This is a genomic window from Acuticoccus sp. I52.16.1 (assembly GCF_022865125.1).
Classification (GTDB): domain Bacteria; phylum Pseudomonadota; class Alphaproteobacteria; order Rhizobiales; family Amorphaceae; genus Acuticoccus.
In genome coordinates this window covers 4,759,605-4,784,440 of record NZ_CP094828.1, presented here as the reverse complement: position 1 = coordinate 4,784,440, position 24,836 = coordinate 4,759,605, and the positions used below count along the sequence as shown (strand labels likewise).

Below are 24,836 nucleotides of genomic sequence, written 5' to 3'. Positions count from 1 at the left end.
GGCGAACCGCTCAGTCCGGCAGCACCGCCACGTCGAGGAGGGCCTGCCGGCCCCGGTCGGCCGCGGCCAGCGCCTCGGCGAGCGCGGCCGGGAGCGCGGCCGGGTCCGTCACCCGGCGGGTAAAGGCGCGGCTCGCTTCGGCCGTCTTGCAGAAGTCGGGGCTCGGTTTCAGCGCCGTCAGCGGCATCTGGTTGGCGCTCGCCGCGACACCGTCCGGGTACATCCCGGTCACCGACGCGCGCACCGCGCCCCACTCCTCGTTGTTGAGGATCACCACCACCACGCCGAGCCCCAGCGCCTCCGCCACCTGGTGGCAGGCGGTGGGGTTGGCGAACATGTACGACCCGTCGCCCATCGTCGCCATGCACGTGCGCTCCGGATCGGCGAGCTTGGCCCCCATCGCCGCCGGGAAGCTCCAGCCCAGGCCACCCGAATGCGGCTCCTGGAACCACGATCGCGGCTCGCTGCGCGGCAGGAAGCCGAGCTTGGTGCCCAGCTCGGAGAACACCGAGGACGTGCGCCCCGCCAGCGCCTCGCCCAAACAGTGGCTGACATAGGCCTTCGTCATGCCGCGCTCGACGTCCGCGGTCGCCGCCGTCACCAGCCGTTCGCGCATCGCCGCCGTCGTCTCCGCCAGGCGCTGGCGCCGGGCCGCCACCTTCGGGCCGCGCGCCATGTCCTGCATCTGGGAGACCAGCGCCGGGATCGTGTCGGCGCTCTCGCCGCGCAGTGCGATGTCGGAGCGGAAGTTGCGCACCGGGAAACGCGAGAACAGCGGGTCGGGGCCGATGTTGATGACCGTCGCGGCATGGGGCGCGGGGTGGATGTCCGGCCACCACGGCGCCAGTGCATCGAGGATGACGACGACGTCCGCCTCGGCAAGCCACGGCCCCGGGTCGGCGCCGACGTGGCAGGGATGGTCCGTCGCGATCGCGAGGTGCGTCGCCCACCAGGAGGAGACGGCGATGCCCCACTCCTCCGCCCATGCGGCGAACTCGGCGAAGCTCGCCTCGTCGCCCGCGCCGCGCTGGGCGATCACCAATGGCGCCTCGGCCGCCGCGATCGCCGCCGCGGCGGCCTTCACCGCCTCCGGATCCGGCGCCACCCGCACCGGCGTCATCGTGGGCGGTGCGTCGAGCGCGGCGGTCTCGACCGGCTCGCACAGCACCTCGCGCGGGAGCGACAGGTAGACCGGGCCCCTCGGGGTCGACATGGCGATGGCGTGGGCGCGGTCCAGCAACGGACCGATCTGCTCGGGGAAGCGCAGCTCGTAGTCCCACTTGGAGGCCTCGCGCACCAGCGCCGTCTGGTCACGCATCTCCTGGCCCCAGGCGATCGGGACCGTGCGCGCGCCGAACCGCCCCCCCTCCGTCACCGGCGTGCGGCCGGACATCATGATCATCGGGATGTGCTCGCACGCGGCGTTGATCGCCCCGGTGGCGCCGTTGGAGAGGCCGACATTGGTGTGCAGCATCACCGCCTGCGGCTCGCCGGTGACGAGGTAATAGCCGTGCGCCATCCCCATCGCAGCGTGTTCGTGCGGGATGACCAGCGCCAGCGGCAGGTCCGCGTCTTGCGCCGCCGCTTCCGCCAGGCCCTCGATCACCGGCGGGAAGTCGGTGCCGGAGTTGGCGAACACCACCTCCACCCCGAGCGCCTTCAGCCGCGCGAAGATCGCGCCGCCTGCCGTCATCCGCCCTGCACCATGATGCGCAGCCATGGATCCTCCCACCGTCTCGCCTCTTGGAGCGCGCCGGCCGCACTGGCCGATGGCGCTCGCGGTGAATTGGGCACACTTGGCCGCCGCGAACCACCCCCCGGCGCCGCACCCCGAGAATCGCCCCAAGAAAGGCTTGCGCGAGGCAACCGGCCTACGCCAAGTATCGCCCCGTCGCCGGACGGCCGCGCCTCGTCGGCGGGGCCGACCCGCAGCGCCCTGTCGCCCCGCTCGATGACAGATTGGAGCCCCCCGGATGAAGGCCGCCCGCTGGTTGAAGTTCTCGCGCCGGCGCCGGACGCCGACCCGCGAAGAGGCTGAGCGCGCGCTCGTCGCCAAGGCCTTCGACGCCGAGTTCTACCTCGCCACCAACCCCGACGTCGCCGCCTCCGGCGCCGACCCGCTGCGCCATTTCCTGGGCCACGGCTGGAAGGAGGGCCGCAGCCCGTCGCCCAGCTTCTCGATCGCCGACTACAAGGCCCTCTACCCCGACGTCGCCTCCTCCGGCACCAACCCGTTCGTCCACTACCTGCGCCATGGCCGCGCCGAGGGCCGCATCGGCCGCAAGGTCGCCGACCCGACGCCGGACGTGGCCGAACTGCGCGACCTCGTCGCCCGCCACTTCGACGTCGAGCATTATGTCGCCCGCAATCGCGACGTGGCCGCCTCGGACGCCGACCCGCTCGACCATTTCCTGCGAACCGGCTGGCGTGAGGGCCGGAATCCGACGCCCGACTTCTCCCTCGCCGATTATGCCGCCGAGCACCCGGTCGTCGCCCGCAGCGGCCTCAACCCGTTCGTGCATCACCTCGTCTTCGGCGAGATCCAGGACAGCGATACGCCGGGCAACGCCGACCCGACCCCCGAAGAGCAGAAGACGCTGCTGCGCGACCATTTCAATCCGCGCTTCTACCGGATGCGCTACGGGGGGCTGGAGGGCGCCGAGGAGGATCCGCTCGACCACTTCATGCGCCGCGGCTGGCGCGAGGGGCGCGACCCGACGCCCGAGTTCTCGGTCGCGCTCCACCTCGCTCGCCACCCCCGGCTCAGCGGCGGCGGCCTCAACCCCTTCGTCCACCATCTCGACGCGGAGGCCGCTCGCGCGCGGCTGCGCGAGAAGGCCGCCGAGTTCGCCGGCTACGACGAGAAACGCCGCCGCAAGCTGATCGCCCGCGAGTTCGACGCCGCCTACTACCGCGCCAACACCCCCGGCCTCGGCCGCAAGGGCGATGCGGTCAAGCACTACGTGCGGCGCGGCTGGAAGGCCGGCCGCGATCCGGCCCCGTGGTTCTCCGTCGCCGGCTATCTCGACGCCAATCCCGATGTCGCCGCGGCGGGGCTGGAGCCGTTCGCGCATTATATCGCGGTCGGCCGGGCGGAGGGGCGCCGTGCGCCGCGCACCCCGGAGGGCGACCGGCAGGCGATGCTCGAGGGGCGGGAGGCGATCGCCGAGGTGTTCGACGCCGCCTTCTACCGGGGTATCAATCGCGACGTCGGCGAGGAGATCGACCCCGTCGCCCACTATGTGGAGTATGGCTGGCGCGAGGGGCGCGACCCGGCGCCGTGGTTCTCCACCACCGGCTACCTCGACCTCAACAGCGACGTCGCCGAAGCCGACCTCAACCCCTTCGTGCATTATGTCACGCGGGGACGCGACGAAGGCCGCACCATCCGCCGCCCCTTCAACCGCTGGCAGGCGACCAGCGCCCGGCCCGACGGCCTCCCCCCGCTTCCCGCCTACCCGGCCGCCGAGACGCTGCTGCCTCCTGCGATCATCACCCGCCGCATCATCGAGGCGGTGGGCGTGGAGGGCGTGCTGCTGGTTTCGATCAGCGACACCGACCCCGCCGACGCGACGGCGAGCGCGGCAACCGCGCTGCAAGCCGAGGCGGCCACGGCCCGAGCGCGGAACACGCCCTACCTGAATGCCCACCCCGAGGCGCCGCGGGCCGGGTTCGCCCAGCGCGCCGACGACCCGGTCCTGCGCCTGCTGCTCGGCGGCGCGCTGGTCGGCTCGTGCAAGACCTCCTCGCTGATCGAGGCGCTGACGGCGCTGCGCTACTCCATCACGGTCGACGCCGTCGTCCACGGCCTCGCCGGGCATCATCCGGAGCGGCTGGCGGGATATTTCGGCCTCTCCGGCGGGCGGCGGATGATGTGGGTGCACGACTATTGGCTCGCCTGCCCCTGCCGCCGGCTCCTCAATCCGGACGGACGCGTGAGCAACCCGGTGACCGCCGAGCCGGCGCACCGCTGCCGGTTCGACAAGGGCCGCAGCGAGCACAAGCGGCGCGTCTCGGCCTTCCTGGCGGAGACGCGGTTCGCGGTGCTGGCGCCCTCGCTGGCCGCCAAGCGCAACGCCAAGCGCGTGCCGGTGGCCGACCCGCAGCTCATCCGCGTCGCACCGCAGCTGGCGCTGGAGCCGGGCGAGCCGCGCACGCGGGCGCCGGTGAGCGGGCCGCTGCGCGTCGCCTTCGCCGCCGACCCGCTCGACGACTGCGCCTGGCCGCTGTTCCAGGAGTTGGCCCGCCGCCACGCCTTCGACGGCGGCCACACCTTCCTCACGCTCGCCCCGCGGCCGGATCTGCCGCACTTCATCACCGCGGCGCACGTCGACGGCGCCACGCCGGAGGCGCTGGCCGACGCACTCGTCGCGGCGGAGGTGGACGTGGTTTTGGTCGCGCCGGGCTGGCCGGTGCCGCTGTCGCGCGCGGCGCATTGCGCGCTGGCGGCGGGGTGCGCGATCGTCGGCATCGACGGTTCGGGCAACGCCGCGGACATGGCGGCCCGCGCCGCACATCACCTCGTGCTGCCGACGGACGAGGCCATCGTCGAGGCGTTCGCCAGCGGCGCCGTGGCCGAGATGGTGGCCCAGCACCGTGCGAGCCCGCCCGCGTCGGCGGCGCTCGTCCTCGCCCCCGCCCCGTTCGGGGCTTGAGCGGGCGGCCGGCTACGCCGCTTCGGCCGCGAGGCGGGCGGCGTCGGCGCGGATGCGCTTGACCATGGAATTGAGACCGTTGGAGCGCTGCGGGGTCAAATGCTCCGACAATTGCAGGCGCGACAGGAACGCCTGCACGTCGAGCGCGGGCACCTCGGCCGCGGGCCGGCCGGCGTAGTAGCCGATCAGGATCGCCACCAGGCCCCGCACGATCATCGCGTCACTGTCGCCCTGGACGACCAGCTTGCCGCCCTCCAGTCCCGTGCGCAGCCACACCTGGGAGACGCAGCCCTCCACCTTCGTCGCCGCGGTCTTCAGAGCGTCCGGGAACTCGGGCAGCTCGCGCCCCAGCTCGATGACGTACCGGTAGCGCTCCTCCCAGTCGTCGATCAGCTCGAATGCCTCGGCGATGTCGTCTGCGTTCGTCATAGCGGCCCTCCAACTGTCCTACATGGGGGAACGCGGCGCCGATGTCAGGAGGAAAAAATCGCTCAGGCGCTCGGGCGGTAGCCGTCCGCGCCCCAGTGGACCAGCCCGGCCCGCGCCGCGCCCGAGACGGACGGCGCCATGCCGTAATGCTGCGCCAGCCGGTCGAGCGCCAGGCGCAGGATCACCTTGCCGCACCGCGCCGGCCAGCCGTGCTGCTTCTCGACCATTTCCAGCCCCCGCTCCTCGCAGCAGACCTCGTAGAGCACCGAGGACATCTCCGGCCCCACCGCGTCCAAGGCCTCGCGCACGCGGCGCTGCGCGTCGTGCGCCGCCTCGCTGACGGTGAGCCGGTCGCGCGGCCCGTCGCCATGCACGCCGGACAGGTCCCACGACTGGGTGACCCGCTCGCGCCGCAGCGCCCGCTCGTGATCCATCGCCAGCCGCCGCCCCGCCTCCAACTGCATGCGCGAGATCATCGGCGCCCCGTTGCGGTCCCGCCGCGTCGCCAACCAGCCGAGCGGGCTCTCCGCCGCGTTGGCCGTCACCGTGATGGCGTCCCGCGTGCGCGTCTCGACCACCATCTCGCGGTGCTGGGCGGTGAACTGATCCTCCGGCACCGCCGCCAGCGCCCGGCGCAGGTACATCTCCCCCGCGCGGCTGCGCCGCACCGCGCCGCGGTCCACGGCGATGAGATCCTCCGACAGGAGCGTGTCGACGGTTTCGGCGGCGACGCTGAGGGGGGGAGCGTTGACCGAACCCGGCAGCAGCAGCGAACCATCGTGCTGCAAGGTGACGTTTTGTTTACCGAGGCGACGCAGAATGGTGACGTTGCTCATTCCAGGTTCCCTTCCACGGTCTGGCGACAAAATTCCATCGCGGTGATCCACGAGTGGAGCTGCTCCTCCACGGTGGACACGACCGCGTCGATGTGCGGGCAGTCGCGCCGGTCCTCGACCACGCGGCAAGCGTGTGCGGCCGTTGTGCGGTCGCGGCAGAACACCGCCCCGGCCTCCGTCAGCGACCAGCCGAACGTGACGTGCGCACAGTACATCGAAATCTGCCGCGCAAAGGCGACCGGCGCTGTCCGCCTCGTTTTCGCCGCGAGTTCGTCGACGGGAAGATTGAGCGCGGCTGCGACCGTCAATTCAATCATACGTCGTACGGTACGCCGATCTATGGTTTTGCGCGGGTATCCCAGCGGTTGTGATTTGATGACCGCCAACTCGTGTGTATGCATTAGCTCGGCCTTTCGCCCTTCCCCTCGAAGGCGGACTGCTGCCCTGCCGTCAGCTCAATCTAAAGTTGGAATGGAAAACGGGGATAACATGAATTACCGGGCAAATAACTTTTGGCCGCTTGCGTTAATCATGCTAGCTGCCGGCGCCTCGGGATGACTGCGATCCTATCCCCGCCAACTTCCGGTCACATAATCTGCGCATTCCTTCATACAACGAGGAATTGCAATGGCCGAGCCCCAATTCGCATCGAGTTCGTTACACCCTGAGATTGTATCGCTCGCAGGGCCGCTGCCGCACGCGGCGAAAGGCGATCCGGCAGGCGCTGCGGCGGCGGCGCTCGAGCGTCCCCTCGCCTGGTTGCGGCGGGAGCTGCGGCGCGAACGTGCGCGGGGGCGGTGCGGGCACTGGACTTACGACCTCGCCCGCCACCTGGCGCTGTTGCAGGACGTGCGACGGGCGGAGGGTCATCCGGGCAGCCCGAGGGGGGTGGAGGCGCCGTCCGAGGCGGGGACAAAGCGGCGCGGCGGCCGGCTCCAGATCGGGCGCGGCGGGGAATGTGCGCGGGGTCGGGGTGGCGAAACCGCGTCCCGGACGGGTTGTTACACGCCCACCTTCTGCGTTTCGGCGTAGGCACGCGCGCCGGGCCGTGGGCGGTCGGCAGCGCGTCTGCGACGGAGCGTCACAGCAAAACGGGGGCCACGGCGGGCCCCCGATATTTCGTCAGCCGGCGCGTGTCGGCCGACACCTGCGGGCAGACGGTGCCCCGCGGGACCGTCTCAGGACGCGGCGGCCTTGCGGCCGCGCGGCGCGGGCTTCTTGCGCTGCTGGCCGAGGCCCATGCGCTTGGCGAGCTCGGAACGCGCCGCGGCGTAGTTCGGCGCCACCATCGGATAGTCGACCGGGAGGTTCCAGCGCTCGCGGTATTCTTCCGGGGACAAGTTATAGTGCGTCCGCAGATGCCGCTTCAGCGATTTGAACTTCTTCCCGTCCTCCAGGCACACCAGATAGTCCGGCGTGATGGATTTCTTGACGGGGACGGCAGGCTTCAGCGGCTCCGGCTCAGGCTCGGGCTCGCCGCCGTTGGTCTTCTGCAACGCGGCGTACACATCGCCGATCAGGTTCGGAAGGTCGTGTGAGGCAACGGAATTATTGCTCACGTACGCGGACACAATCTCTGCCGCCAGATCGATAAGATTCGAGTCTTGCACCGGTTCTGACATTTGCCACTCATTCTTATAAAGGAGCGTCTAGACCGTCAGACTGGGGAGTGGGACGGCGACTGCGTTTGACGCCGTGATATTTATTCCACATGAAACCGGCCCGCAAGATCACCGCGGCAAGATTTCCAAAATTGATTTCGTTTATACGGAAACTGAACTGAGGCCCGACTTGCTCGATAAGATCCGTGCAGAATTGTTGGATCTTGAACTAGTCCTTGGTTGGTTCCTGTCCCCCGATACCGCTTCAGGTTGGGTGATATTCGGTCCCTTCACGCTCAGACAAAGCATCGTGCTTTGTCTGCGCACAGGGCTTGTATCCGGCCGTATAAGCAGCTTTCGCCAGCAAATGTGCGGAAACTGGGGCGGTTAACAAAAAGAATACGAATCCGGCCATCGCCCGCAGCACCACATCCGTCTCCCCGAAGAAGACGGCAAGAGCGGCAAACAGTCCGCCGACGCCGACGGTTCCCGCCTTACTCGCGGCATGCATGCGCATGTAAAGATCGTCGAGCCGCAGCAGCCCGATCGCAGCAACCAACACGAAAAACGCGCCGATCACACACAAAATACCGGCGATATAGGGCACGAATGTGCTCACGGCGCGTCTCCCTTGCGTCCCATGGTCGGCGAATGGATCGAGATGTCGCCCCGGCGATGGAGGAAGCGGGCCAGCGCCACGGTCGACAGGAAGCCCACCAGGCCCAGCGCGATCGCGATGTCGACATAGATCGAGAAGCCGGTGCGGATCCCGAAGGCGATGATGAAGCCCACTGCCGCGTTCACCAAGAGATCGAGCGCCAGCACCCGGTCCGGCAGGCTGGGACCGATGACGATCCGCACGACGATCAGAACGATCGCGACCGACAACATCGCCAAGGACGCGACGTAGCAGATCTGAAGAAATCCCTCCCCGGTCATGCTGCGAATACCCTCTTGATATGCTTCTCGAAGCTCGCCTTCGTGTCGCGCACCACCGCCTCGGGGTCCGGCGCGTCGATGGCGTGGATGTACAAGGTGGACTGGTCGTCCGAGACGTCGACCGACAGCGTCCCCGGCGTCAGCGTGATCATGTTGGCGAGCAAGGTGATCTCGGCCGGCGACATCACGTCGAGCGGATAGGCGATGATCGCCGGTTGCAGTTCGCGCGAGGGCGACAGCACGATCGCCGCCACGTTCACCGACGACTTGATCAGCTCGAAGACGAAGATCAGCGCCAGCCGCACCGCCAGCAGAGCACGCAGGAAGTGGTGGCTCGTGCCGGTCTCGTTGCGGATCATCGCCAGCGCCAGACCGCCCAGCACGAAGCCGAAGGCGAGGTTGGCGAAGCCGAAGTGCCCCGTCATTCCGACCCAGGCGAAGGCCAGGAACACGTTGAGAAGGATCGTCGACATCCTAGTGCGCCTCCAACACGCGGCTGACATAGGTCGACGGATCGAGGAGCCCGGCGACACCCTCGCGCGCCGGGTCGATCACCATCTGCGGCAAGAGCCCCAACAGCACCACGAGCGCCGCCAGCAGCATGATCGCTCCGCTTCCGACCCGCCCGTCCGCCTCGACCACCGCGCCGTCGGCCGGCTTGAGGAAGGTGAGCGCCCAGGCCTTGCCCGCCGTCACCGTCGTCAGGAAGCCCGACAGGATGACCCCGACGACCCCGGCGATCCCGAGCGCGCCCGCCGTGTCCAGCGAGGCCTGCACCAGCATCAGCTTAGGCCAGAAGCCGGAGAACGGCGGCAGGCCCGCCGCGGCGAAGGCGAACACCAGGAAGAGCCCCGCCACCACGCTGGAGCGGGCATAGATGCCGGCGCCGACCAGCGTCGCCCCGCCGCCGAGCCGCTCCGCCGCGCCGACCGCGAGGAAGATGCCCGTCATCGCCAGGATCGAGTGGACGGCGTAGACGACCGCGCCCGTCAGCCCGTCCGCGGTGCCGAGGCCGAAGCCGATCAGCATCACACCGATGCCCGACACCACCAGGAACGCCGCCATGCGCCGCAGGTTGGTCTGCGCCAGCGCACCGAGGCCGCCCAGGATCGCGGTCGCCACGCCGAGCCAGCCGATCAGCGGCAGGTAGACCTCGCCCTTGTCGCCGAAGAGCATGATCATCACCCGCAGCAGCGAGTAGATGCCCACCTTCGTCAGCAGCCCGGCGAAGATCGCCGCCACCACGACGCGCGGCGTATGATAGGACGCCGGCAGCCAGAAATGCAGCGGGAACGCCGCCGCCTTCATGGCGAACGCCATCACGAACAACGCCCCCACCGTGGCGAACGGGCCACCCTCGGCCTCGGCGATGACGCCGCGAATGTCGGCCATGTTGAGCGTGCCGGTGAAGCCGTAGAGCACGCCGACCGCGATGAGGAAGATCGTCGTCGCGATCAGGTTGAGGACGCCGTATTTCACCGCGCCGTCCAGCTGCAGGCGTTCCCCGCCCAGGATCAGCAGGCCGAACGAGGACACCAGGAACACCTCGAACCAGACGTAGAGGTTGAAGATATCCCCGGTGGAGAAGGTCCCGCATACCCCCGCGATCAGCAGGCAGTAGAAGGTGTAGAAGCCGAACGTGGTGCGCCCTTCGTCGATATCGCTGCGGGCATAGCCGATGCCGACGAGACCGACGACGCACGTCGCCAGCACGAACAGCGCGCCCAGCCGGTCGACCGTGACGACGATCCCGAACGGCGGCAGCCAGTTGCCGGCCGCCATCACCTGCGGGCCGTCCTGCGCCACGACGACGTTGAGGAGCGCGGCGCAGATCGTCGCCAGCGCCAGCGCCGCCAGCGCGATCGACCCCTGCCATGACGTGCGGTCGCGCAGGACCAGCGTGATCGCCGAGCCCAGCATCGGCAGGAGGATCGGCAGCACCGTCAGCCACGCGGTGATCGGCGTGTCGCCGGCGAGCATGGAATCGGCGCGCGCCCCCGGCGATGCGGCGGACGCGGCGGACGGGAGGAGCACTCCCGCCGCGAGAAGAACCAAGAGCCGCATACCGTCAGTACCCAAGCGGAGGTCGAACCGACCCGCCCTCGGCGACCTGCATGTCGTCGACATTGTCGGTGTCGAGCGACTGGTAGGCGCGCAAGGTCAGGACGAGCAGGAAGGCAAAGATCGAGAACGAGATCACGATGGCGGTGAGGATCAGCGCCTGCGGCAGCGGGTTGGCCGTGCCGCCCAGCGCGTCGGTCACGGTGCCGGCGGCCTGCGCCATCGCCTGGACGGTGTCACTGCCGCCGGTGTCGACCGGGGAGAACCCGTCGATCACCGAGCCGCCGCCGCTGGCCGCGCCATGCGCATCGACCGCCGTGGACGTCGCGTCCGCGGCCGTCGGCTGCACCGCGGTCGCGGCCGCACCGGCGCCGGTATGGCCCTTGGCGACCGCCTCGCCCAGCGTCTCCACCGTGCCGTGCCGCGCCTGTGCCAGGACGGGGGGCGCCGGCCCGGTGAGCCGCCCGGCGGTGAAGATCAACAGGTTCACGGCATTGCCGAAGATCGACACGCCCAGAAGGATCCGCACCAGATGCGACGACAGCATCAGGTAGATCGAGGCCGAGAAGAACAGGCCGACGAGAATGCAGAAGATCGGCTCCATCAGTCGCCCCCCTCTTCCAGCGTCAGCCCGATCGAGGCGATGGATCCGACGACGACGAAATAGACCCCGATGTCGAACACCAGGACCGTGGAGAGCGGGATCTCGATCCCCTCGATGGTGGGGATCCACCACAGCCCCGTCAGCACCGGCCGCGCCGCCAGCATCGAGGCGAGCCCCGAGAGCGCCGACAGCAAGAGCCCGAACCCGGCGAGCGCGTTGGGGTGGACGACGATGGCGCGCCGCACGGTCCCGACGCCCGCGCCGATGCCGTAGATCGCCAGCGCCGAGGCCGCGATCAGCCCGCCGATGAAGCCGCCGCCCGGCTGGTTGTGGCCGCGCAGCAGCACGAACACCGAGAACAGGATCATCAGCGCCGCCAGGAACGGCGCGATGGTGCGAAGGATCAGGGAGTTCATGCCGACACCTCGGAGGCTGGCGCCGATCCGGACCGCTCGGCGGGAGGCGAAGGGTCGCGGCCGGGAAGCGGCGCCAGACGTAGGAGCGCGAAGATCGCCAGGCCTGCCGCCATCACGACGGCGATCTCACCCAGCGTATCGAGTGCGCGGAAGTCCACCAGGATGACGTTCACGACATTGCGGCCGTGTGCCACCTCGTAGGCATACTTCAGGTAAAACTCCGAGAGGCGCATGTCGAGCGGCTGGCGCACCACGCCGTAGAGCAGCACCGCGAACCCCACCCCGCAGGCGATGGCGATGCCCGCGTCCTTGGCCATGTGGCCCGGCAGGCGGTGATCCGTCGTGTCGAGGTCGAGCCGCGTCATCACGAGGGCGAGGATGATGACCGACAGCGTCTCCACCATGAACTGCGTGAACGAGAGGTCCGGCGCACCGTAGAGCATGAAGATCAGCGCCACCATCACGCCCTGCACGCCCAGCGAGATGATCGCGACCAGCCGGCTCTTGGCGACGATGACGATGCCCAGCCCCGCCACCGCCGTCGCCAGCACCACGAAGTAATGCGGCTCGGAGAGGTCGGTGGGCCAGACGAAGCTCGGCAGTCCGTCGATCGCCAGCGGCGCCAGCAACGCGACGGCGAGGACGACGAAGGTCATCGTCACATATCGCTGCATGATTCCGGGCTGGGCGATACGCGTCACCCGGTACGCCAGCCCCACCAGCCCGCCGAGGAGCTGATCGAACCCGCGGTCCGGGCCCCAGCCGACGGCGTCCAGGATCCCGGCGACGAGCTTGCGCAGCGGCACGTAGATCAGGAACAGCAGGAATCCGGTCCCCACCGTCACCAGCGTCAGGATCACCGGCGGGTAGAGCCCGGTGGGCCACAGGTGCAGGTGCAGCTCGCTCGCGTGGCCGGCGACGGCACTCGTCATCGGGCCGATGATCCACTCCACGGCGAGTTCGAGGCCCAGCGCCGCGGCGAGCGCGGTGACCCCGAGGACGACCGGCCCCAGCCACAGCGACGGCGGCCCCTCGTGCGGCTTCTTCGGCATCGTTCCGGGGCGCTTGAAGAACGGCACCAGCACCATGCCGGCGATGCAGAACATCAGCGCGTTGCCGGCGACGGCGACGATCGTGGCGACCGACACCCCGCCGATTTGCCACAGCCCGTCGTACATCACCTCCTTGGCGACGAAGCCGATCATCGGCGGCAGACCCGCCATCGACAGGCAGCCCAGCAGCGCGGCGACGAAGGTGACGGGCATCTTGCCCACCAGCCCGCCGAGCTGGCGGATGTCGCGCGTGCCGGTCTCATGGTCGATGCAGCCGGCGACCATGAAGAGCGCCCCCTTGAAGAGCGCATGGGCGACGAGGTAGGCGACCGCGCCGGCGATGGCATACTCGCTCCCCATCCCCGTCAGCATGACGAGAAGGCCGAGCGAGGCGACCGTGGTGTAGGCCAGGATCTGTTTCAGGTCCGTCTGCCGGACGCCCAGGATCACGCCGGTCAGGAAGGTCGCCCCGCCGAACAGCGGCAGCACGGTCCCCCAGAGCGCGGTGTCGCCCAGCACCGGGGCGAAGCGCATCAGGACGAAGACGCCCGCCTTCACCATGGTGGCCGAGTGCAGGTAGGCCGAGACCGGGGTCGGCGCTTCCATGGCGTTCGGCAACCAGGAGTGGAACGGCACCTGCGCCGACTTGGTGAACGCCCCGAGGCATACGAGAATGAAGATCGCCGTGTAGGCCGGCGCGTCGCGCAGGACGTCCGGCGAGGCGAGCAGCCCGGTGACCGACGTTTCACCCGAGACGAGACGGATGAGGACGAGGCCGGCCAGGAGCGCCAGCCCGCCCCCGCCGGTGATCACCAGCGCCTGCACCGCCGCGCGCCGGGCCGGCTCGCGGGTATGATCGAAGCCGATCAGCAGGAACGAGGTGATCGACGTCAGCTCGTAGAAGACGAAGAGCGAGATCAGGTCGTCTGCGACGACAAGCCCCAGCATCGCCCCCATGAAAAGGAGCAAAAACGCCAGGAATCGACCCTGGTGATGGTGCCCGGCGAGGTAGCCGCCGGCGTAAATCACGATGAACGTCCCGATTCCCGTCACCAGGAGCGCGAACGTCAGCGACAGGCCGTCGATCATCTGGGCGTAGCGCACGCCGAGGGAGGGCGCCCAGTCGACCCCCGCCGTCAGCGTCTCCCCGTGGGCCACGAGCGGGACCATCGAGGCATAGCCGAGGAACAGGATCGCGGGCACGATCGCGAGAATCCAGGCCGCTTTCGCGCCCATTTTGTGGACGAGCGTCGGCGCGAGGGCTGCGGCCGCAAAGGGTGCGAGCGCTAGCCACAGCATCAAGTCGGCAGGGACAGTCAAACAGCAGGCTCCGTCGGTGGGGCAACGCGATCACGCACGAAAGATCACATGCGGCGGCTGGCCACTACAAGATCACGTCGCGCGGCGCATATGCATGACGAACGTGATGGAGCACAAGTATGTCCACGCCAAGCGACGCAACGAAAGTCCAAAAAACAGACGCAGAATGGCGCAGTCAGCTGACGCCGGAGCAATACCGTGTCACCCGCCGTCATGGAACCGAGCGCGCCTATACAAGCCCTCTCAACGAGGAGAAGCGCACTGGAACCTATACGTGTGTGTGCTGCGGCGAACCGCTGTTCCGGTCGGAGGCGAAATTCGAGTCCGGCACCGGCTGGCCCAGCTTCTTCGAGCCGATCGCCGACTCCGCCGTCGAGGACCACGAGGATCGCGCCCTCTTCATGCGCCGGACCGAGAACCGGTGCGCGCGGTGCGACGCACATCTCGGCCATGTGTTTCCCGATGGGCCTCGACCAACCGGCCTGCGGTATTGCATGAACGGTACGGCCCTCAACTTCGAACCCGACGAGTCCTGATGCTCGACAAGCGCGCAGCCGAACCGCCCACCGCGGAGCGGCGTCCCGTCACCGTCACCCACCACGGCGTGACGCTCGAAGACCCCTACGCATGGTTGCGCGCCGACAATTGGCGCGAGGTGATGGCGGATCCGTCCGTCCTCGCCTCGGATATCCACGGATATCTCACCGCCGAGAATTCCTACACCGATGCCGTCCTCGCCCCGGCCGAGGCGCTGCGCGAATCGCTGGTGAAGGAATTGCGCGGGCGCATCGCCGAGGACGACTGGTCCGTCCCCACCCCGGACGGCCAGTACGCCTACGGCATGACATACGTGGAGGGCGACGAGCACCCGCGCCTCATCCGCATGCTGCGCCACGTCGGCGAGGCGGTCGCGGCGGACGCCCCGCCGCGGGAGGGTGACCCCACCGAGGTGCTGCTCGACGCCAACCGCGAGGCGGAGAGTGCGGGCTACTTCCGCCTCGGCTCCGCGGCCCATTCCCCGGCCCAGACCCACCTCGCCTGGACGTCGGACCGCTCCGGCGGCGAGCTCTTCACCCTCGCCCTGCGCGATCTGGCCACCGGAGAGGACACCGTCCTCCACGAGCGCGTGACCCCCTCGGTCACCATCGCCGGCGACAACGCGACGGTGCTGGCGATCGAGGTGGACGACAATCACCGCCCCGCCAAGGTGCTGGCGCTGGAGCCGGGCACGCCCGCCCGCACCCTCTACGAGGAGACCGACCCCGGCTTCTTCGTCTCGGTCGGGCGCACGCTGTCGGGCCGCTTCATCGTGATCGACAGCCACGACCACCAGACGTCCGAGATCCGCCTGATCGACGCCTATGACCCGCTGTCCCCCGCAGTCGTGGTCGCCCCGCGCCTCGAGGAGGAGGAGTACGACGTCGCGCACATCGACGATCAGCTCTTCATCCGCACCAACCGCGACGCGCGCGACTTCCGCATCGTGCGCGCCCCGCTCGACGATCCGCGCCGCGAGAACTGGGAGGACATCGTCCCCCATCGGCCGGGCATCCTGATCGTCGACATGATCGTCTTCCAGGACTTCCTCGTCTGGCTGGAGAGGGAGAACGCGCTCCCCCGCATCGTCATCCGCCGCCTCGCCGACGGCGACGAGCACCAGATCGCATTCGACGAGGAGGCCTATTCGCTCGGCATCTCCGAAGGCTACGAGTTCCAGACCAACTGCCTGCGCTTCAACTACTCGTCCATGACCACCCCGACCGAGGTGTGGGACTACGACATGGCCACCCGCGAGCGGCGCCTTCGCAAGCAGCAGGCGATCCCCTCCGGCCACGACCCCTCGCAGTACGTCACGCGCCGCCTGATGGCCCCGGCGCCCGACGGCGAGCTGGTCCCGGTCAGCCTCTACCACCGGGCCGACACGCCGATCGACGGGACCGCGCCGTGCCTGCTCTACGGCTACGGCTCCTACGGCATCACCATCCCCGCCTCCTTCTCGGCCAACTCGCTCAGCCTGGTGGACCGGGGCTTCGTCTACGCCATCGCCCACGTGCGCGGCGGCATGGACAAGGGGTTCGACTGGTACGACCGCGGCCGGCGCGCCCACAAGGAGAACACCTTCGCCGACTTCGTCGCCGCCGCCGACCACCTGATCGCCGAAGGCTACACCGCCAAGGGCAAGATCGCGGCGCAAGGCGGCTCGGCCGGGGGCATGCTGATGGGCGTGGTCGCCAACCGCGCGCCGGACCGCTTCGGCGCCATCGTCGCCGAGGTCCCGTTCGTCGACGTGCTGACGACGATGCTCGACGACACGCTCCCCCTCACCCCGCCCGAGTGGCCGGAATGGGGCGACCCGATCCGCGACCCGGTCGCCTTCAACCGCATGAAGGGCTACTCCCCGGTCGACAACGTCACCGCCCAGGCCTACCCGGATATCCTGGTGCTGGCCGGCGTCTCGGATCCGCGGGTCACCTACTGGGAGCCGGCCAAGTGGGTCGCACGGCTGCGTCACGAGGCCACCAACGCGCCCCTGATCCTGCTGAAGACCAACATGGAGGCCGGGCATGGCGGCGCCTCCGGCCGGTTCAAGCGGCTGGACGAGGTGGCGCTGGTCCAAGCGTTCGTGCTGCAGGTCCTCGGCAAGGTGTGATAGGCGAGAGTCCGGAAGGCATTGAACGCGCCGCGACAACAAGGATCGGACCGATGACACGCGTGACCATCAGCCTCGTCGCCGCCGCCGGCCTCGTGGCGGTGACCGCCTGCGCCCCGGCGCGGGGCGACTGGGTCTATCAATGGCGCGAAGCGACGCCCCAATGCAGGGACCACCCCGACGCGCCCGTCATCGGCCGCGCGGCCGGCATGGTCGGCTTCGAGCCGACCCGCTCGGCGTCGTTCGTCGGCTGCTTCCCGTCGATGGACGCGTGCTATGCGTGGCTCGGTCCACTCAGCGGCCGCTTCGGCGGGCGCATCTTCATCACCCGCTGCGACCCGCGCACCTGAGGCGCCGGGCCGCGGTCCCCGCCCCCGGCGACCGCGATGCCCGATGCCGAGAGCTGGAGCGAGGGCGGGAGCGGCAGCGGCACTCGCCTCTGCCGGGCGCCGCGAAATACCTTCGATTTTAGTCGAACCATAGTAATATCGCGAGATGTCGAGGGAATTCTCGATGCGGTCTGCCCCGACCTCCGCAATCTCCGCGCGATAACTCCACTTTATTGCGGAAGCAAAGCATATAACCTTTCATTAGGATGCAGGCTGTGTTTTAAAATATGGCGCCTGAGCGGGCGGTCGTCACTCCGGCGTGGGGATTCGGCCGCTCCCCTGCCGCATTGTCCTCCCACCCCGTCAGATGTGGTGGAAATAGACGTTGCATGAATGCCGTCTATGTCGCCGCGATTTGGATCATTCCATGCCTTCCATCCGATTTGCAAAGCTCTCTGCGCCCCGATTCGATTCCCTCGGTGACGGCAATCGCTTCACCTTCGACGACCTCGACGGGCTGCGCAGCTCGCGCCTGCTGCGGGACACCAATTTCATGGCCGTCGTCGGTGACGACGATGCGACCTTCGAGCCCGGCGAGACCGCCTTCAAGCTCGCCGACGTCGGCTTCGGCGGCCGTCTCCTCGGCCTCGACGCGACCGCCCTCGCCGATGCCAGCGACCCGGTCGCCATCTCCGCCCACGGCATGGCGAACCGCTTCAAGATAGGCGACCTGACCGACCACGTGCGCTACACCGACGACGGCTTCGGCGTCGCCAGCCGCGGCGAGCGTGGCGACGCGCGGACCACCATGAGCAACGGCGAGAGCATCAGCTTCGACTCCGGCGCCCTCAATCAGACCGAGCTGCTGCGCTTCACCGTCGAGCTGCCGGGCGACGGCGGCACCGTCGACCTCGCCCTCGACGTCGACGGCAACGTCATCACCGGCCCCCAGGGCCTCGTCGACGGGTATCTCTTCGGCGTCGCGCCGGTGGCCGACGCCCTCTTGACGATCCCCGGCCTGACCGACGGCGACGTGGTCGAGATCGACCCGCTGGCGAAGGAGATCCGCGTCGACGGCGTCGCGCTCGACAGCGACACGACGGCCTTCTTCGAGGCGTTCGCGGATGGCGATTCGCGCCAGCTCACCGTCGGCAATCTGGGTGACCAGGAGGCCTCGATCCGCGACGTCTCGCTCGCCGTCACCAGCCCCTACACGCTTCAGATCGACGACGAGCGCAGCGCGCTCACCGTCGGCGGCCCGGTCGAAGAGGTCGAGGCCCAGACGATCTCCGGCACGCTCAACCTGTCCGCCGGCCTCAACGGGAACCAGATCGTCGACTCCACCGTGCAATCCGCCACGATCCAGGCCGCGTTCGACGAGACCGCCACGGTCGGATTCGAGGAGGAGGTCGATCTCGGCAGCATCTCCGATTACAACCTCGGCGGAGCGGCCGTCAGCGCATCCATCGCGCTCGACACCATCGCCATCGATTTCGACTACACGATCGTATCCCTGCCGCCGGCCGATCCCAGCGACGTGCCGGCCATCGTCCTCGAGATCTCGTCGCTGGAAATCGTGCTGGACGGCTCCGTCTCCGGCGATCTCGCGCTGGAGTTTCCGGACGACATCCGCCTCCCACCCTTCCTGGGCGGCGGCATCCTGTTCAACTTCCCCGACGACTTCTCGACCGGGGTGGAGGAGGATTTCTCCATCACCCTCACCGCCGATCAGGAGCTGGAGCTGGGCAACGATGCGGCCGTGGCGGGTGAATTCGACTCGGAAGGCCGACTGACGTCGATCGGCGTGCCGTTCGGCACCACCTTGGCGGAGGCCGGCATCACCAGCGACAACGCCTCCATCGATTTCACCGGCCTCTTCGGTGATATCGACATCCCCGGCGCATCCGACGACATCCAGAATATCGTCGACGCGGTGCTGGGCGAACTCGACGACCTGATCTTCGAGGCTGTGGAGGGCGAAGTCACCGACCTCCTGGGCGACATCGAACTCGGCGGCCAGCTGCTGACCGTCGGCGCGCCCGACCTCGCGATCCTCTGACCGGATCCTCTGACCGACAGTGGCGGCGCATAAAAAAACGGCCGGACCCTCGGGTCCGGCCGTTTCCGTGTCCGGCGGTAAGGCTTACGCCTTGCCCATCAGCTCCGTGGCATATTCCCAGTTGACGAGGTTGTCGAACCACGCCTCGAGGTACTTCGGCCGCGCGTTGCGGTAGTCGATGTAGTAGGAGTGCTCCCACACGTCGACGCCCAGGATCGGCGTCGCGCCGTGGACCAGCGGGTTCTCGCCATTGGGCGTCTTCATGATCTCGAGCTTGCCGTCTTTCACGGCGATCCAGGCCCAGCCCGAACCGAACTGGCCGGCACCGGCGGCGAGGAAGTCCGCGCGGGCCTTGTCGTAGCCGCCTAGGTCGCTGTCGATCTTGGAGGCGAGTTCGGAGGGCATCGTGCCCTTGCCGCCGTTCGGCGTCATCCACTTCCAGAAATGGATGTGGTTGTAGTGCTGTCCGGCGTTATTGAAGAGACCGGCGTTGGTGCCGAAGCTCTTCTTCACGATCTCCTCCAGCGACTCGTTCTCGAGGCCGGAGCCCTCGAGCAGCTTGGAGCCGTTGGTCACATACGCCTGGTGGTGCTTGTCGTGGTGAAACTCGAGCGTCTCGGCAGACATGTAGGGCGCCAGAGCGTCGTACGCGTAGGGAAGTTCGGGAAGTGTGAAGGCCAAGGTTCGTCCTCCGGCTGGTTGCGATCGTGGCGTGACGCCGGGTCGGCATCACGCCGTCATTAACGCGACACCTAGTCCAAGCGCGCCGTCATTCAACGCCATGTGCATTGATCGACTCGCTAGACAAAGCGGTCGCCGCCCTCTTTGGGCGCTCAGGCGGGGCGTGTCGAGGGGCTTTTGCGCCGAACGTGGCGGGGTTCCGCCCCTCGTCGTGGTGTCAGGCGTGTGCGTAGTCCCAATAGAGGCGGCGCGCCTTCTCGAACACCGGACCCGGTTGCAGGTCGCGGTCCTCGATCCGCGTCACCGGCAGCACCTTGCCCATGTTGCCGGTGGAGAAGATCTCGTCCGCGTCCATGAAGTCGGCCACGGAGAGGGTCGTCGCCTCCACGCGGTGCCCGGCGGCCTCCAGCAGCGCCATCGTGCGGGTGCGGGTGATGCCGGCGAGGAAGGTCCGGTTCTCGCGCGGGGTCACCACCGTCCCGTCCTTGACCATGAAGACGTTGGACGAGCCCAGTTCGGCGACGTTGCCCAGCATGTCGAGGACGAGGGCATTGTCGAACCCCTTCTCCTTGGCACGCAGGATGGCGCGGGCGTTGTTGGGATAGAGGCAGCCCGCCTTGGCGTTGGTCGGCATCGTCTCGATCGTCGGCCTGCGGAAGGGGGAGACGGTGATCGCGTAGCTCTTCACCTCCGGCATCGGCGCCTCGTAGAGGCACAGGAGGAAGCGCGTCGAATCGGCATCCGGCGCCACGGCCGACGAGCCGCCCTGCTCGGCCCAATACATCGGGCGGATATAGAGCGGCGTGCCGGACGGGAACTTCTTCACCCCCTCCAGCGTCAGCTCCGTCATCTCGCCCACGCTCATGGTCGGCTTCAAGAGCAGCGCCGTCGCCGAGGCGTTCACGCGCTCCAGATGCAGATCGAGATCAGGCGTGACCCCCTCGAACGCGCGCGCGCCGTCGAATACCGACGATCCCAGCCAGAACGCGTGCGAACGCGGGCCGAGGATGCCGGGATTCCCCTCGTGCCATCCACCGTCGAACCAAGTCCAAGTCTGCGACCAGTCAGCCATTTGAGCCCTCCAATGGCACTGGTTTAAGCGCTGGTCTGCGCGATGGAAAGCATGGATGACAGGGCGAGCGCGTGACACAGTGGCGGGACGGGTGGGCGGAGTGGACCGCCCGAACCCGCACGACCGGGTTGGGAGGAAGCGGATGCATCAGGTCTACGTCTTCGACGCGTACGGCACGCTGTTCGACGTTCACGCGGCAGTGCGCCGGTACAAGGACGACGTCGGCCCGGACGCGGACCAGCTCTCGGCCATCTGGCGCCAGAAGCAGCTGGAATATTCCTGGGTGCGCAGCCTCGCCGGCCGCTACCGCGATTTCTGGGCGCTGACCGAGGACGCGCTCGACACCGCGTTCCGCAGCGTTCCCAGTGCCCCGCGCACCATGCGCGAGACCCTGCTCGACGCCTACCGCGAGCTCGACGCCTATCCGGAGGTGATCGACGTGCTGACCCAGCTGCGCGAGGCCGGCGCCAAGACCGCGATCCTCTCCAACGGCAATCAGGCGATGCTGGAGCTCGCGGTGAGAGGCGCGCGCATCGGCGGCCTGCTGGACGATATCCTGTCGGTGGACCCGCTGGAGGTCTACAAGCCCCTGCCCGCGGTCTACGAGCTGGTGACCACCCGCTTTCGCCTCTTCCCCGAGGCGGTGTCGTTCCAGTCGTCCAACCGCTGGGACATCGCCGGCGCCACCGCGTTCGGTTTCCGCACCGTGTGGATCAACCGCGGCGGCGCGCCGGACGAATATGCCGACATGGCCCCCGCGGTCACGCTGTCGTCGTTGACGGGGCTGGCGACCGTCTGACGGAGGAGCCGCCGCGCCCGTCCGGGCCGGCGGCTCGCAAGGTTCACGCGGCCGCGGTCGGCCCGGTGAGTTCGTTCACCTTCTTCGCCGTCAGCGCCAGGCCGGCGAGCGCGACGCCCTGGGTCAGGAACTCCAGCGCAATGAACAGGCCGATGATCCAGCCCCAGTCGCGGAACCAGGCGGCCGCGGCCTCGGGCGTGGCGAGCTGCGTGGCGTCCGGGAAGTCCACCAGGCCGAAGATCATGATGCCGAGCACGACCGAGATCGCCCCCGTCAGGCCGAGCCAGACGACCGCGGCGCCGCCGCCCCGGATCTGGAAGGCCATGATGACGCGCAGCACGCCCGTCACGATGAAGGTGGCGCCGATCAGCAGCGTCAGCCACCAGGCCGACTGTACCGGCATGGCGATCAGCACCACGCCGGCGACGAGGTAGAGCAGGCCCAGCAACAGGTGCGCGCCGAAGCTCTTCCAGCCCTTGTATTTGAACGCGTCGAACACCTGTGCGATGCCGCCGATGATGGCCAGCACGCCGAACCAGACCACGCCCACGATGGTGAGCGCGTAGGTCATGAACAGGCCGACGATGCCCAGAACCGCCATGAGGATGCCCAGCCCCAGCATCCATTTCCAATTGAGTGTGAGATTGCCGTAGAGCGGATCTCGCGCGACGACGTCGGTGCTGCTCATGGAGTGCCCCATTTTGATAACCTTAGTGTTATCGAGATGATGGGCAAAGTGGGCCGATCCCGCCAGCGGAAATCGGCGGAACGGTGCATGAAACGTCACGCGGCTATGCGGCATTCGCCCGCTCGGCCCCGCGCGGCGCGGCCGGGCGGGACTTGAGCGGGGGCATTTGGAGGGGCGGCCGGGCGACGAACCGGGGCCGGCTACTCGGCGCCCAGCGTGCGCACGGCGCGCTGCAAGGTCTCCTCGCGGTCGGCGACGGCGGTGGTCGAGTGGTCGAACGCGCGCTGCACCTCGATCAGCTCGGAGATGGCCTGGATGGCGTTGACGTTGGAGCCCTCGCGGTACCCCTGCCGCACGCCGTTGGCCAGCCGGTCGACGACGGGCTCGGCCTGCACGTCGGTCAGCACCGCGGTGTCGCCGTAGCGGGTCAGGTCGGCGTCGGCGGCGATGGTGAAGAGGCCGAGGACACCCACCTGGCGCCCGCCCTGCGTCATCGTGCCGTCGGCGCCGATGATCACCTCGCCGCCGGCCGGCTCCAGCTGGATCGGCGCGCCGCCTTCGTCCATCACACCGTAACCGGTGAGTGTCCTCAAGTCGCCTTCGGGGCTGATCGAGAACCGGCCGTCGCGGGTGTAGGCGACGCCGGAGGGTGTCTCGACACCGAACCAACCGTCGCCGAAGATCGCCACGTCGAGCGGATTGCCGGTCAGCTCGATCGGCCCGGCCGAGCGGTCGATGTGCATCTCGCCGACCGCAGCGAAGTTCACCCGGTCGGCCCGATAGTCGCTGAGGACGGTGTCGAAGTTGACCGTTTCGGCCCGGAAGCCTCCGGTCCGCATGTTGGCGACATTGTTCGCCACCGTCGCAAGTCGCGTCTCCATGGCCTTCTGGCCGGACAACGACACATAAAGTTCAGATGCCACTCAGGCACCTCCAAGTCGTAGGGATGAGAGGGACATGGCCAGGTCCAGCGAGATCGTCGGCATGGACGACCCGCCCCCGGCGAAGAGGGTCAGGATGGGATCGCTGGCGACGTTCTCCGTCGCGTCCCAAAGGGCGGTGAAGCGGGTGAGGAACTGCTGCAACGCCTGGGGATCGGTGAAGTCGATGCCGTCCAGGCGCTCCTTGATGACGGCCGCCTGCTTGTCGATGTCGGCGCCGGAGAACGCGGCCGGCAGGCCCAGCGCGGTCCGCACGACCTTGCTCATCGCCTTGTCGGCGAGGATGTCGTAGGCGGAGTTGATGTCGCCGGCCATCCGCTCGAAGTAGAGCGCCAGCCGCACGCCCTCGCCGTCGAGCACGCCGGCGGTCTCCTCCAGCTGCTGGCGCACGAATTTGTCGACCACCGCCTGCCCGGTCGCCGTGCGCTTCATCGTCAGGTCGCCGAAGGACTCGAAGTCGAACGCGCGGGCGAACTCCTGGATCCGCGGGTCGGTGGTGCGGTTGCCGAGCGAGCGGGGATCGCTCATCCCCTCCTCGAGGATCTTGCGCATGTAGCCCTTGGCGAAGGCCATCTCTTCCAGGCCGAAGGCCTTCATCGCGGTCGTGAAGAGGCGAGTGTTCTCCAGGAACTCGTCGATCGAGCCGACCGACTGGTAGTTCTCCAGGTAGTACTCGGACTCCAGCTTCACCGACCCCTGCTTCGCCGTGATCTCGAGCTGGCGGTCGAGGTTGTTGGAAATCAGCCGATAGCTCAGTGCGACGGACATCGCTCGTCCTCCAGTTGCGCGCCGCCACGACGCACACCTCTCGCGCACGGCACGGCGGAACTCTCGCCGATCGCAGTTGCGTGAGGCTGGAGACGGGCCGGGGGCCGCGCTTCCCGTCGCCGCGAGCGTGGTGCGGCTGCGATCCGGGAGGCGGGCCGGCAGGCGTCAGCCCAGGAAAGCCCGCAGGACGGCGTTGAACCGCTCCGGCACCTCGAAATAGGCCGAGTGGCCGGTCCCGGGGATGACCTCCATCCTGGCCGAGGGGAAGTGCGCGACCATGCCCTCTAGCGCCGCGGGGGGCCAGATCGGGTCCTCCTCGCCGGCGATGATGAGCACCGGGCAGGCGATCTGGGCGAGGCGCTCGGGCGGCAGCATCACCTCCGGCGAGAAGAGCTTGGCGACCACCGCCCGGTCGAGCGGCGCGTTGGCGGCCGAGAGGGACTGGTAGAGATTGGCTTTGCTGGGCATGGCGGCGGCGAACGCGGCGCTCAGTGCCAGCGAGACCGGTCCACGCTCGTCCATCCGCCGCGTGCTCTCGATGTAGGACTGAACCGCCGGCATGTGGACGACCCCGCCCGGCGTGGCGCACATCACCAGCCGCTCCACCCGTTCCGGCCGCTCCAGCGCGAGGCGCACGCCGCTCCACCCGCCGAGCGATTGGCAAACGACCGTCGCCCGCTCCACGCCCGCCCGGTCGAGGACCGCCGCCGCGTCGGCCGCGAGGCGCTGCGGCACCGCCTCCACCGGCAGCGGCCCCGAGCGGCCGAACCCGGCGAGATCGTAGGCGACGACCCGGTGCGAGGGGGCGAACGCCCCCGCCTGCTGCCACCACACCGCCGCGTTGCCGCCGGCGCCGTGGATGAAGAGCAGCCCCGGCCCCTCCCCCTCGGCCACGAAGTGCAACCCGTCTCCGCCAGCGACGCTCATGCTCGCTCC

General features: G+C 68.7%; 24 protein-coding genes. 6 read left to right on the top strand and 18 right to left on the bottom strand.

Annotated elements, in window-relative coordinates; all coding sequences use genetic code 11:
- Window positions 1–10: 10 nt before the first annotated feature.
- Complete coding sequence (locus tag MRB58_RS21410; protein WP_244779109.1) at window positions 11–1,720, bottom strand: thiamine pyrophosphate-requiring protein; 1,710 nt, start codon at window positions 1,718–1,720, stop codon at window positions 11–13.
- Between the two features lie 253 nt (window positions 1,721–1,973).
- On the opposite strand from MRB58_RS21410, the gene MRB58_RS21405 reads away from it, so the two are divergent.
- Window positions 1,974–4,655, top strand: a complete 2,682-nt coding sequence (locus tag MRB58_RS21405; protein WP_244779108.1) for a hypothetical protein — start codon at window positions 1,974–1,976, stop codon at window positions 4,653–4,655.
- A 12-nt stretch (window positions 4,656–4,667) separates the two neighbouring features.
- Here the strand turns inward: MRB58_RS21405 and MRB58_RS21400 are convergent, their stop codons facing one another.
- From MRB58_RS21400 to MRB58_RS21350, 11 genes are all read right to left on the bottom strand, one after another.
- Window positions 4,668–5,084: a SufE family protein gene (locus MRB58_RS21400; protein WP_244779107.1), complete on the bottom strand. Its 417-nt coding sequence runs from the start codon at window positions 5,082–5,084 to the stop codon at window positions 4,668–4,670.
- Between the two features lie 62 nt (window positions 5,085–5,146).
- Window positions 5,147–5,920, bottom strand: a complete 774-nt coding sequence (locus tag MRB58_RS21395) for a DUF6456 domain-containing protein (protein WP_244779106.1) — start codon at window positions 5,918–5,920, stop codon at window positions 5,147–5,149.
- The gene (locus tag MRB58_RS21390) at window positions 5,917–6,321 is read right to left on the bottom strand and encodes a helix-turn-helix domain-containing protein (RefSeq protein ID WP_244779105.1); all 405 of its coding nucleotides are present in this window, start codon (window positions 6,319–6,321) and stop codon (window positions 5,917–5,919) included. The genes MRB58_RS21395 and MRB58_RS21390 overlap by 4 nt, the downstream gene beginning before the upstream one ends.
- A gap of 777 nt (window positions 6,322–7,098) precedes the next feature.
- Window positions 7,099–7,542 carry a MucR family transcriptional regulator gene (locus tag MRB58_RS21385; protein ID WP_244779104.1) on the bottom strand — a complete coding sequence of 148 codons (444 nt, stop codon included), beginning with the start codon at window positions 7,540–7,542 and terminating at the stop codon, window positions 7,099–7,101.
- A 244-nt stretch (window positions 7,543–7,786) separates the two neighbouring features.
- Window positions 7,787–8,140, bottom strand: a complete 354-nt coding sequence (gene mnhG, locus MRB58_RS21380) for a monovalent cation/H(+) antiporter subunit G (protein WP_244779103.1) — start codon at window positions 8,138–8,140, stop codon at window positions 7,787–7,789.
- A complete protein-coding gene (locus MRB58_RS21375; RefSeq protein ID WP_244779102.1) occupies window positions 8,137–8,460 on the bottom strand; it encodes a cation:proton antiporter in 324 nt (107 codons plus the stop codon). Before MRB58_RS21375 ends, mnhG begins: the two co-directional genes overlap by 4 nt.
- On the bottom strand, window positions 8,457–8,933 hold the full coding sequence (locus MRB58_RS21370) for a Na+/H+ antiporter subunit E (protein ID WP_244779101.1): 477 nt from the start codon (window positions 8,931–8,933) through the stop codon (window positions 8,457–8,459). Before MRB58_RS21370 ends, MRB58_RS21375 begins: the two co-directional genes overlap by 4 nt.
- 1 nt (window position 8,934) lies before the next feature.
- Window positions 8,935–10,524 (bottom strand): proton-conducting transporter membrane subunit, encoded by a 1,590-nt coding sequence (locus MRB58_RS21365; RefSeq protein ID WP_244779100.1) that lies wholly within the window; start codon window positions 10,522–10,524, stop codon window positions 8,935–8,937.
- Window positions 10,525–10,528: 4 nt separating this feature from the next.
- A complete protein-coding gene (locus MRB58_RS21360; protein WP_256461689.1) occupies window positions 10,529–11,125 on the bottom strand; it encodes a Na+/H+ antiporter subunit C in 597 nt (198 codons plus the stop codon).
- Complete coding sequence (locus MRB58_RS21355; protein WP_244779099.1) at window positions 11,125–11,541, bottom strand: Na(+)/H(+) antiporter subunit B; 417 nt, start codon at window positions 11,539–11,541, stop codon at window positions 11,125–11,127. Before MRB58_RS21355 ends, MRB58_RS21360 begins: the two co-directional genes overlap by 1 nt.
- Window positions 11,538–13,892, bottom strand: a complete 2,355-nt coding sequence (locus MRB58_RS21350; RefSeq protein ID WP_244782069.1) for a putative monovalent cation/H+ antiporter subunit A — start codon at window positions 13,890–13,892, stop codon at window positions 11,538–11,540. The genes MRB58_RS21355 and MRB58_RS21350 overlap by 4 nt, the downstream gene beginning before the upstream one ends.
- A gap of 140 nt (window positions 13,893–14,032) precedes the next feature.
- Between MRB58_RS21350 and msrB the strand changes: the two genes are divergently transcribed.
- The 4 genes from msrB (at window position 14,033) to MRB58_RS21330 (ending at window position 18,951) form a co-directional block, all read left to right on the top strand.
- Entirely contained in the window at window positions 14,033–14,449 is a 417-nt protein-coding gene (msrB, locus tag MRB58_RS21345) for a peptide-methionine (R)-S-oxide reductase MsrB (protein ID WP_244779098.1), read from the top strand.
- Entirely contained in the window at window positions 14,449–16,563 is a 2,115-nt protein-coding gene (locus MRB58_RS21340; protein WP_244779097.1) for a S9 family peptidase, read from the top strand. Before msrB ends, MRB58_RS21340 begins: the two co-directional genes overlap by 1 nt.
- A 53-nt stretch (window positions 16,564–16,616) precedes the next feature.
- Window positions 16,617–16,913: a hypothetical protein gene (locus tag MRB58_RS21335; RefSeq protein ID WP_244779096.1), complete on the top strand. Its 297-nt coding sequence runs from the start codon at window positions 16,617–16,619 to the stop codon at window positions 16,911–16,913.
- A gap of 406 nt (window positions 16,914–17,319) precedes the next feature.
- Window positions 17,320–18,951 carry a hypothetical protein gene (locus MRB58_RS21330; protein WP_244779095.1) on the top strand — a complete coding sequence of 544 codons (1,632 nt, stop codon included), beginning with the start codon at window positions 17,320–17,322 and terminating at the stop codon, window positions 18,949–18,951.
- An 84-nt stretch (window positions 18,952–19,035) separates the two neighbouring features.
- Here MRB58_RS21330 and MRB58_RS21325 read toward each other — a convergent pair whose 3' ends face one another.
- Both MRB58_RS21325 and MRB58_RS21320 read right to left on the bottom strand, forming a co-directional pair.
- Window positions 19,036–19,632: a superoxide dismutase gene (locus MRB58_RS21325; protein WP_244779094.1), complete on the bottom strand. Its 597-nt coding sequence runs from the start codon at window positions 19,630–19,632 to the stop codon at window positions 19,036–19,038.
- A 217-nt stretch (window positions 19,633–19,849) separates the two neighbouring features.
- A complete protein-coding gene (locus tag MRB58_RS21320) occupies window positions 19,850–20,704 on the bottom strand; it encodes a branched-chain amino acid aminotransferase (protein WP_244779093.1) in 855 nt (284 codons plus the stop codon).
- A gap of 142 nt (window positions 20,705–20,846) precedes the next feature.
- On the opposite strand from MRB58_RS21320, the gene MRB58_RS21315 reads away from it, so the two are divergent.
- Window positions 20,847–21,503, top strand: a complete 657-nt coding sequence (locus tag MRB58_RS21315) for a haloacid dehalogenase type II (RefSeq protein WP_244779092.1) — start codon at window positions 20,847–20,849, stop codon at window positions 21,501–21,503.
- Window positions 21,504–21,546: 43 nt separating this feature from the next.
- On the opposite strand, the gene MRB58_RS21310 is transcribed toward MRB58_RS21315, so the two are convergent.
- From MRB58_RS21310 to MRB58_RS21295, 4 genes are all read right to left on the bottom strand, one after another.
- Window positions 21,547–22,191, bottom strand: a complete 645-nt coding sequence (locus tag MRB58_RS21310; RefSeq protein ID WP_244779091.1) for an HdeD family acid-resistance protein — start codon at window positions 22,189–22,191, stop codon at window positions 21,547–21,549.
- Window positions 22,192–22,391: 200 nt separating this feature from the next.
- A complete protein-coding gene (gene flgF, locus MRB58_RS21305) occupies window positions 22,392–23,114 on the bottom strand; it encodes a flagellar basal-body rod protein FlgF (RefSeq protein ID WP_244779090.1) in 723 nt (240 codons plus the stop codon).
- The gene (locus tag MRB58_RS21300; protein ID WP_244779089.1) at window positions 23,115–23,900 is read right to left on the bottom strand and encodes a DUF1217 domain-containing protein; all 786 of its coding nucleotides are present in this window, start codon (window positions 23,898–23,900) and stop codon (window positions 23,115–23,117) included. It abuts the gene before it with no gap.
- 165 nt (window positions 23,901–24,065) lie between these two features.
- Window positions 24,066–24,827: an alpha/beta fold hydrolase gene (locus tag MRB58_RS21295; RefSeq protein ID WP_244779088.1), complete on the bottom strand. Its 762-nt coding sequence runs from the start codon at window positions 24,825–24,827 to the stop codon at window positions 24,066–24,068.
- Window positions 24,828–24,836 lie beyond the last annotated feature (9 nt).